Genomic DNA, 4,556 nt, shown 5'->3' with positions numbered 1-4,556 from the left:
TAGACCGATCTTGAACAGCAAATGAATTTATTGCGCGAATTCAGGCAGATTGCCACCTTACATGTCGCGGCTGCTGATGTGACTGAGGTTCTTCCATTAATGCGCGTGGGAGATCAGTTGAGCGAACTGGCGGAAATTCAGTTAGAACGCGTATTGCAATTGGCCTGGTTATATCTGAGTAGTCGTCATGGCTTGCCTCCGGGCGCAGATGCAAATGATATGTCGTGCTGTGGTTTTAGTGTGATTGCCTATGGAAAATTAGGTGGATTGGAACTGGGCTATGGTTCGGATCTGGATTTGGTATTTGTATTCGATGATGCCCGTGAAGGCACCACCGATGGTGATAAGCCGGTTGATGTAATGGTGTTTTATACACGGCTGGCCCAGCGCATGATCCATTTGTTGAACACCGTCACCTCCGGTGGCGTGCTTTATGAAGTGGATATGCGCCTACGACCCAGAGGTAATTCTGGTTTATTGGTGAGTCCGATCTCCGGTTTTGCAGATTATCAGCAAAATGAAGCCTGGACCTGGGAACATCAGGCCCTGGTCAGAGCGAGATGTGTCGCAGGCGATAAAAAATTGACAGAACAGTTCAGTAACATTCGGCAGCAAGTTTTGTCCAAGCCTCGCGAAGAGTCAGATCTGGCGAAAGAAGTCAGCGAAATGCGCCAGAAAATGCGGCAGCAACTGGATAAGTCTGCAGAAGGCCTTTTTGATCTCAAGCAGGGTATAGGTGGTATCACTGATATTGAATTTATGGTGCAATATGCTGTGCTGGCCTGGTCATCAAGCTTGCCTGATCTAATGGTTTACACCGATAATATCCGGATTTTGGATGCATTGGTGGCGACCGGCAGACTCAGTCAGCAGGAAGGATCTATGCTAGCGGATGCCTATCGTTATTATCGTAGCGAAGCAAATCATTGTGTCCTGCAGGAACAACCGGCAGTGCTGCCGGTGGCCAAAGTGGCCGATTTTCAGCAACAAGTAAAAACAATTTGGCAGCGCTGGTTAAACTAAATAAACCGGTTTGATATCAATTTAAGTCTTGAAAGTAGGTAATTATGGCAGCAGTAACAATGGCAGATCGTGATGGCGTTATCTGGTTGGATGGCGAATTCGTGCCTTGGCGTGAAGCAAAAGTCCATGTTCTGACGCATACCCTGCACTACGGTATGGGCGTGTTTGAAGGTGTTCGCGCCTACAAAACAGATGCTGGGACCGCTATTTTCCGACTGCAGGAACATACCGACCGTTTATTCCGCAGTGCGAAGATTCTCGGTATGAAAATGCCGTTTGATAAAGCGACGCTAAATGAAGCGCAACGTGCAGTGGTTCGTGACAACAAACTGGATTCGGCCTATATACGTCCAATGTGTTTTTATGGGTCTGAAGGTATGGGAATCCGTGCAGACAACCTCAATACACATGTCATGGTAGCTGCCTGGAGCTGGGGCTCGTATCTGGGTGAAGAAAATATGACGCGAGGTATTCGCATCAAAACGTCTTCATTTACCCGTCATCATGTGAATATCACCATGTGTAAAGCCAAAGCCAATGGCAACTATATGAATTCAATGATGGCGTTACAGGAAGCTGTGAACGATGGTTATGACGAAGCGTTATTACTGGATGCCAATGGTTTTGTCACAGAAGGCAGTGGTGAGAACTTTTTTATGATCCGTGATGGCGTGCTTTATACACCGGAGCTGACTTCTGCACTGGAAGGTATTACCCGTGATACGGTTATGCGCCTGGCCAATGATATCGGTTTGAAAGTGGTTGAAAAACGCATTACCCGTGATGAAGTGTATATCTGTGATGAAGCTTTTTTCACTGGAACGGCAGCGGAAGTAACCCCAATTCGTGAACTGGATAATCGTCCAATCGGTGAAGGTAAACGCGGCCCGATAACTGAACAATTACAAAGCATGTATTTCGATCAGGTGTATGGTCGTAGCGAATATTATCGCGACTGGAATACACTGGTTTAATTGCTTAACACTCGTATTACGTAATAACAAAGAGGTTAGTACCAAATGGCAGGTCATAGTAAGTGGGCGAATATTCAGCATAGAAAAGGTGCGCAAGATGCCAAACGCGGCAAACTTTTCACGCGGTTGATTCGTGAAATTACTGTCGCTGCCAGAATGGGGGGCAGTGATCCTGCCACTAACCCGCGATTACGTGCTGCCATTGATAAGGCTTTGGGCAGTAATATGACTAAAGATGTTATCGAACGCGCTTCAAAACGTGGTGCTGGCGAGCTGGAAGGCGCGGCCTATGAAGAAGTACGGTATGAAGGTTACGGACCAAATGGCATCGCCATTATGGTGGATTGTATGACGGATAATCGTAATCGTACTGTGGCCGAAGTCCGCCATGTTTTCAGTAAACGCGGTGGCAACATGGGCACCGATGGCTGCGTGGCCTTTATGTTTAATCAAAAAGGGATTATCAGTCTGGCGCCAGGTGTAGACGAAGACGCGGTCATGGAAGTGGCACTGGAAGCTGGTGCTGAAGATATTGTCACCAATGACGACGGTTCCATCGATGTGTTTACTACGCCGGATGACTATGCCGCCGTTAAAGATGCTTTGGATGCAGCAGGATTTGAGGCACAATCAGCTGAAGTCACTATGCACCCGGACAATACCGTCAGCCTGGATCTGGATGACGCGCAAAAAGCTATCGCGATGATTGAAGCATTTGAAGAGCTGGATGATGTGCAACAGGTATACTCAAACGCTGATTTCTCCGATGAGGTGATGGCGCAGCTGGGTAGTTGATTTGGTGCTTTCTGATTTTGATATTGTGGTCATCAGTGTGTATATGCTGGCATGCAACAAGGCGCATTGTGCAGGTAATGTTTTTCCCCTTGCCAAGTGATGCAATGTAGTGGCGGGGCAATACATATACGCTTAAAGGGTTCCCTGGCCGCGTTGTTTTTCTTACAAGGTGGTTATCATTTCTCGCTAGCCGCGCCTTGCCATGAATGCTGACAGAAACAACTGAAGGTCCCAATATCACGATGAGAGAACACTAGTTATGGCGCGCATTCTTGGTGTGGATCCTGGTTCTCGGAAAACCGGTTTTGGCATCATAGAGCTTGATGGTAAACAAATTAATCATGTTATTAGCGGCAGACTGCTGGTCGGGGATGGTGATTTTGCCAACCGGCTTAAGCAGATTTTCGAGGGATTAACAGATATCATCCAGCGCTATCAGCCCGACATCATGGCCATCGAACAGGTATTTCTGCATAAAAATGCCGACTCCGCTTTAAAACTTGGTCAGGCGCGGGGTGCGGCCATTTGTGCTGCGGTCAATCAACAACTGCTTGTCCATGAATATTCCGCAACCCAAATTAAAAAAGCCGTTGTGGGCAATGGACATGCCAAAAAAGAACAGGTTCAGTATATGATGACGGTCATGTTGCAACTTAAAGAAGCGCCACTGGAAGATGCCGCCGATGCTTTGGCGTGTGCGGTCACTCATGCGAATCATGCTGCTCTGGATAGTCTCACTAATAAACTTCCCGCAGGAATGCGGCTCAGTCGTCGTCGAGGAGGACGCTATAGCAGATGATTGGCCGTTTAACTGGAATTATTATCGAAAAACAGCCCCCTGAATTAGTATTGGATGTGCAAGGGGTTGGCTATGAAGTTTCGGCTCCAATGTCGACATTTGTCAATTTGCCGCCACTTAATGAAAAAGTAAGTTTATATACCCATTTGGTGGTGCGTGAAGACGCTCAGTTACTGTATGGTTTTGCTACTACACGCGAACGATTATTATTTCGCAGTTTATTGAAGGTGAATGGGGTTGGAGCAAAACTGGCATTGACCATTTTATCCGGTAGTGATGTGGACAGCTTTGCAAGAAGTGTCCAGGAGGGGGATGCCGCAAGTTTGACGCGGCTGCCCGGTGTCGGTAAAAAGACAGCTGATCGTCTTATCATTGAGATGCGCGACAGGCTTAAAGAAGTGGGTTCCGCGATGGGACTTGATGAGCAAATTACCACGAATATGCCGAGCGCTGGCGGGGCACGAAAAGAAGCACTGGAAGCTTTGGTAGCTTTAGGGTATAAAGCCGCCGAAGCAGACAGAATGATCCGTAGTTTTGATGCACAGGATATGACAACTGAGCAAATCATCAGACAGGCATTGCAGCGAAATTAACTATGGATGAACGATTTATTTCCCCGCAAACAGTAAATGATGATGAACGGGTGGATCGTGCTATCAGACCTCTCAGTTTGCAGGATTATATCGGTCAGCCAGTGGTTCGTGAGCAGATGGAGTTATTTGTTTCTGCTGCTCGTAAACGTAAGGAAGCATTGGATCACACGCTTATTTTTGGTCCCCCCGGACTTGGTAAGACCACATTGGCACATATTATCGCCCATGAAATGGGAGTGAATTTAAGACAAACGTCAGGTCCGGTATTGGAACGTCCGGGTGATTTGGCAGCATTATTGACGAATCTGGAACCGAATGATGTATTGTTTGTCGATGAAATTCATCGATTAAGCCCGGTGGTTGAAGAAGTGT

6 protein-coding genes are annotated in these 4,556 nt (G+C 47.1%); all 6 read left to right on the top strand.

What is annotated here, in order from left to right; translation table 11 throughout:
* The first annotated feature begins 21 nt into the window (after positions 1-21).
* Entirely contained in the window at positions 22-1,023 is a 1,002-nt protein-coding gene (locus B3O33_RS04715) for a hypothetical protein (protein ID WP_292363088.1), read from the top strand.
* 44 nt (positions 1,024-1,067) lie between these two features.
* Entirely contained in the window at positions 1,068-1,997 is a 930-nt protein-coding gene (locus B3O33_RS04710; protein WP_292361195.1) for a branched-chain amino acid transaminase, read from the top strand.
* Positions 1,998-2,042: 45 nt separating this feature from the next.
* Complete coding sequence (locus B3O33_RS04705; RefSeq protein ID WP_292361194.1) at positions 2,043-2,792, top strand: YebC/PmpR family DNA-binding transcriptional regulator; 750 nt, start codon at positions 2,043-2,045, stop codon at positions 2,790-2,792.
* A 259-nt stretch (positions 2,793-3,051) separates the two neighbouring features.
* Positions 3,052-3,591: a crossover junction endodeoxyribonuclease RuvC gene (ruvC, locus tag B3O33_RS04700; protein WP_292361193.1), complete on the top strand. Its 540-nt coding sequence runs from the start codon at positions 3,052-3,054 to the stop codon at positions 3,589-3,591.
* Positions 3,588-4,184, top strand: a complete 597-nt coding sequence (gene ruvA, locus B3O33_RS04695; protein WP_292361192.1) for a Holliday junction branch migration protein RuvA — start codon at positions 3,588-3,590, stop codon at positions 4,182-4,184. Before ruvC ends, ruvA begins: the two co-directional genes overlap by 4 nt.
* A 2-nt stretch (positions 4,185-4,186) precedes the next feature.
* On the top strand, positions 4,187-4,556 hold a 370-nt coding region (locus B3O33_RS04690; protein ID WP_292363086.1), incomplete at its 3' end, for an AAA family ATPase.

The organism is Methylophaga sp. UBA1464 (assembly GCF_002325665.1).
GTDB lineage: Bacteria > Pseudomonadota > Gammaproteobacteria > Nitrosococcales > Methylophagaceae > Methylophaga.
Note: the sequence above shows the minus strand (reverse complement) of the source record. Positions and strands in the feature narration are given on the sequence as shown.

Coding starts and splice junctions, on each gene's coding strand:
- B3O33_RS04715 (WP_292363088.1), top strand. CDS start 22: ATGAATTTATTGCGCGAATTCAGGCAGATTGCCACCTTACATGTCGCG.
- B3O33_RS04710 (WP_292361195.1), top strand. CDS start 1,068: ATGGCAGCAGTAACAATGGCAGATCGTGATGGCGTTATCTGGTTGGAT.
- B3O33_RS04705 (WP_292361194.1), top strand. CDS start 2,043: ATGGCAGGTCATAGTAAGTGGGCGAATATTCAGCATAGAAAAGGTGCG.
- ruvC (WP_292361193.1), top strand. CDS start 3,052: ATGGCGCGCATTCTTGGTGTGGATCCTGGTTCTCGGAAAACCGGTTTT.
- ruvA (WP_292361192.1), top strand. CDS start 3,588: ATGATTGGCCGTTTAACTGGAATTATTATCGAAAAACAGCCCCCTGAA.